Origin of the sequence: Streptomyces glaucosporus, assembly GCF_039533345.1 — a bacterium.
GTDB classification, from domain to species: Bacteria; Actinomycetota; Actinomycetes; order Streptomycetales; family Streptomycetaceae; genus Streptomyces; species Streptomyces glaucosporus.
Genome location: NZ_BAAATJ010000048.1, coordinates 1 through 4,987 on the forward strand (window position 1 = coordinate 1; position 4,987 = coordinate 4,987).

Consider the following 4,987-nt stretch of genomic DNA (forward strand, 5'->3'; position numbering starts at 1 on the left):
GCGGGGGAAGACATTCACGGAGAGTTTGATCCTGGCTCAGGACGAACGCTGGCGGCGTGCTTAACACATGCAAGTCGAACGATGAACCTCCTCCGGGAGGGGAAGAGTGGCGAACGGGTGAGTAACACGTGGGCAATCTGCCCTGCACTCTGGGATAACTCCGGGAAACCGGAGCTAATACCGGATACGACTCCGCGAGGCATCTCGTGGGGTGGAAAGCTCCGGCGGTGCAGGATGAGCCCGCGGCCTATCAGCTGGTTGGTGGGGTAACGGCCCACCAAGGCGACGACGGGTAGCCGGCCTGAGAGGGCGACCGGCCACACTGGGACTGAGACACGGCCCAGACTCCTACGGGAGGCAGCAGTGGGGAATATTGCACAATGGGCGCAAGCCTGATGCAGCGACGCCGCGTGAGGGATGACGGCCTTCGGGTTGTAAACCTCTTTCAGCAGGGAAGAAGCGCAAGTGACGGTACCTGCAGAAGAAGCACCGGCTAACTACGTGCCAGCAGCCGCGGTAATACGTAGGGTGCGAGCGTTGTCCGGAATTATTGGGCGTAAAGAGCTCGTAGGCGGCCTGTCACGTCGGATGTGAAAGCCCGGGGCTTAACCCCGGGTCGGCATTCGATACGGGCAGGCTGGAGTTCGGCAGGGGAGATCGGAATTCCTGGTGTAGCGGTGAAATGCGCAGATATCAGGAGGAACACCGGTGGCGAAGGCGGATCTCTGGGCCGATACTGACGCTGAGGAGCGAAAGCGTGGGGAGCGAACAGGATTAGATACCCTGGTAGTCCACGCCGTAAACGTTGGGCACTAGGTGTGGGCGGCATTCCACGTCGTCCGTGCCGTAGCTAACGCATTAAGTGCCCCGCCTGGGGAGTACGGCCGCAAGGCTAAAACTCAAAGGAATTGACGGGGGCCCGCACAAGCGGCGGAGCATGTGGCTTAATTCGACGCAACGCGAAGAACCTTACCAAGGCTTGACATACACCGGAAAACCCTGGAGACAGGGTCCCCCTTGTGGTCGGTGTACAGGTGGTGCATGGCTGTCGTCAGCTCGTGTCGTGAGATGTTGGGTTAAGTCCCGCAACGAGCGCAACCCTTGTCCTGTGTTGCCAGCGTGCCTCTTCGGAGGTGATGGGGACTCACAGGAGACTGCCGGGGTCAACTCGGAGGAAGGTGGGGACGACGTCAAGTCATCATGCCCCTTATGTCTTGGGCTGCACACGTGCTACAATGGCCGGTACAATGAGCTGCGATACCGCGAGGTGGAGCGAATCTCAAAAAGCCGGTCTCAGTTCGGATTGGGGTCTGCAACTCGACCCCATGAAGTCGGAGTCGCTAGTAATCGCAGATCAGCAGTGCTGCGGTGAATACGTTCCCGGGCCTTGTACACACCGCCCGTCACGTCACGAAAGTCGGTAACACCCGAAGCCGGTGGCCCAACCCCGTGTGGGAGGGAATCGTCGAAGGTGGGACTGGCGATTGGGACGAAGTCGTAACAAGGTAGCCGTACCGGAAGGTGCGGCTGGATCACCTCCTTTCTAAGGAGCACTTCTTGGCCGCCGGGTCTGTGCCCGGTGGTCCAGAGGCCGGTGCACCAGCGAGTGTCTGGTGCCGGTTGCTCATGGGTGGAACGTTGACTATTCAGTTCTCGGTGATCGGCCGGAACGCTAGTACGGCCTCTTCGGTGAAGAGGCGGGGAACGCGGTGCCGGTGGTCGGCGGGGAGCTGGGCGCGCTGTTGGGTGTCTGAGGGCACGGCCGTGACGGCCGGGTCTTCGGTGCCGGCCCCAGTGTTCCCGGAACGTGGTTCCGGGGTGATGGGTGGCTGGTCGTTGTTTGAGAACTGCACAGTGGACGCGAGCATCTGTGGCCAAGTTGTTAAGGGCGCACGGTGGATGCCTTGGCACCAGGAACCGATGAAGGACGTGGGAGGCCGCGATAGGCCCCGGGGAGCTGTCAACCGAGCTGTGATCCGGGGGTGTCCGAATGGGGAAACCCGGCAGTCGTCATGGGCTGTCACCCGCATCTGAACACATAGGGTGCGTGGAGGGAACGCGGGGAAGTGAAACATCTCAGTACCCGCAGGAAGAGAAAACAACCGTGATTCCGGGAGTAGTGGCGAGCGAAACCGGATGAGGCCAAACCGTATCGGTGTGAGACCCGGCAGGGGTTGCCGGTGCGGGGTTGTGGGAGTTCTCGGTCGCGGTCTGCCGGCCGTGAGACGAGTCAGAAACCGCAGGGATAGGCGAAGGGCATGCGAAAGGCCCGGCGTAGAGGGTAAGACCCCCGTAGCCGAAATCTGTGCGGCTCGTTTGAGGACCACCCAAGTAGCACGGGGCCCGAGAAATCCCGTGTGAATCCGGCGGGACCACCCGCCAAGCCTAAATATTCCCTGGTGACCGATAGCGGAGAGTACCGTGAGGGAATGGTGAAAAGTACCGCGGGAGCGGAGTGAAATAGTACCTGAAACCGTGTGCCTACAAGCCGTGGGAGCGTCGCACACCAGCTTGCTGGTGTGTCGTGACTGCGTGCCTTTTGAAGAATGAGCCTGCGAGTTTGCGGTGCGTTGCGAGGTTAACCCGGGAGGGGTAGCCGGAGCGAAAGCGAGTCCGAACAGGGCGGTTGAGTAGCGTGCCCAAGACCCGAAGCGGAGTGATCTAGCCATGGGCAGGGTGAAGCGGCTGTAAGAGGTCGTGGAGGCCCGAACCCACCAGGGTTGAAAACCTGGGGGATGACCTGTGGTTAGGGGTGAAAGGCCAATCAAACTCCGTGATAGCTGGTTCTCCCCGAAATGCATTTAGGTGCAGCGTCGCGTGTTGCTTGCCGGAGGTAGAGCACTGGATAGGCGATGGGCCCTACCGGGTTACTGACCTTAGCCAAACTCCGAATGCCGGTAAGTTGAGCGCGGCAGTGAGACTGTGGGGGATAAGCTCCATGGTCGAGAGGGAAACAGCCCAGAGCATCGACTAAGGCCCCTAAGCGTGTGCTAAGTGGGAAAGGATGTGGAGTCGCAGAGACAACCAGGAGGTTGGCTTAGAAGCAGCCATCCTTGAAAGAGTGCGTAATAGCTCACTGGTCAAGTGATTCTGCGCCGACAATGTAGCGGGGCTCAAGCACACCGCCGACGTCGTGTCATCCGCACAACAGGCCCAACGGCCGTGTGGATGGGTAGGGGAGCGTCGTGTGCCGGGTGAAGCCGCGCCGGAAGGCAGTGGTGGACGGTACACGAGTGAGAATGCAGGCATGAGTAGCGAGACAGGAGTGGGAAACTCCTGCGCCGATTGACCAAGGGTTCCTGGGTCAAGCTGATCTGCCCAGGGTAAGTCGGGGCCTAAGGCGAGGCCGACAGGCGTAGTCGATGGATAACCGGTTGATATTCCGGTACCCGCGGTGCAGCGCAAGGGCCGAGCCCGGTGATGCTAAGTCCGTGAAGCCTGCCCGTGCCTTCGGGTGCGGGTGGTGTGGAGCCGACGGCCCGATCCGGTAGTAGGTGAGTGATGGGGTGACGCAGGAAGGTAGTCCAGCCCGGGCGGTGGTTGTCCCGGGGTAAGGGTGTAGGACGTCACGTAGGTAAATCCGCGTGGCAGGATGTCTGAGACCTGATGCCGAGCCGGTGTGGCGAAGTGGATGATCCTATGCTGCCGAGAAAAGCCTCTAGCGAGTTGCACGGCGGCCCGTACCCTAAACCGACTCAGGTGGTCTGGTAGAGAATACCGAGGCGTTCGGGTGAACTATGGTTAAGGAACTCGGCAAAATGCCCCCGTAACTTCGGGAGAAGGGGGGCCGCTTCTGGTGATCACCCGTGCGGTGTGAGCTGGGGGTGGCCGCAGAGACCAGCGAGAAGCGACTGTTTACTAAAAACACAGGTCCGTGCGAAGCCGTAAGGCGAGGTATACGGACTGACGCCTGCCCGGTGCTGGAACGTTAAGGGGACCGGTTAGTGGTGCTTCGGTACCGCGACGCTGAGAACTTAAGCGCCAGTAAACGGCGGTGGTAACTATAACCATCCTAAGGTAGCGAAATTCCTTGTCGGGTAAGTTCCGACCTGCACGAATGGCGTAACGACTTCTCGACTGTCTCAACCATAGGCCCGGTGAAATTGCACTACGAGTAAAGATGCTCGTTTCGCGCAGCAGGACGGAAAGACCCCGGGACCTTTACTACAGCTTGATATTGGTGTTCGGTTCGGCTTGTGTAGGATAGGTGGGAGCCGGTGAAGCGCGCACGCCAGTGCGTGTGGAGGCGTTCTTGAAATACCACTCTGGTCGTGCTGGATGTCTAACCCGGGTCCGTGATCCGGATCGGGGACAGTGTCTGGTGGGTAGTTTAACTGGGGCGGTTGCCTCCTAAAGGGTAACGGAGGCGCCCAAAGGTTCCCTCAGCCTGGTTGGTCATCAGGTGGTGAGTGTAAGTGCACAAGGGAGCTTGACTGTGAGACTGACGGGTCGAGCAGGTGCGAAAGCAGGGACTAGTGATCCGGCGGTTACGTGTGGAAGTGCCGTCGCTCAACGGATAAAAGGTACCCCGGGGATAACAGGCTGATCTTCCCCAAGAGTCCATATCGACGGGATGGTTTGGCACCTCGATGTCGGCTCGTCGCATCCTGGGGCTGGAGTCGGTCCCAAGGGTTGGGCTGTTCGCCCATTAAAGCGGTACGCGAGCTGGGTTTAGAACGTCGTGAGACAGTTCGGTCCCTATCCGCTGTGCGCGTAGGAGTCTTGAGAAGGGCTGTCCCTAGTACGAGAGGACCGGGACGGACGAACCTCTGGTGTGCCAGTTGTTCTGCCAAGGGCATGGCTGGTTGGCTACGTTCGGGAGGGATAACCGCTGAAAGCATCTAAGCGGGAAGCCTGCTTCGAGATGAGGACTCCCGCCCCGTGAAGGGGGTAAGGCTCCCGGGAGACGACCGGGTTGATAGGCCAGAGATGGAAGCACGGCAACGTGTGGAGTTGACTGGTACTAATAGGCCGAGGGCTTGTCCAT

At 60.0% G+C, this 4,987-nt stretch carries 2 rRNA genes; both read left to right on the forward strand.

Features of this window, described 5'->3' with window-relative positions:
* Positions 1–13: 13 nt before the first annotated feature.
* A 16S ribosomal RNA gene (locus ABD358_RS28225) occupies positions 14–1,543 on the forward strand.
* 329 nt (positions 1,544–1,872) lie between these two features.
* A 23S ribosomal RNA gene (locus ABD358_RS28230) occupies positions 1,873–4,987 on the forward strand.
* The 16S and 23S rRNA genes sit together here, the layout of an rRNA operon.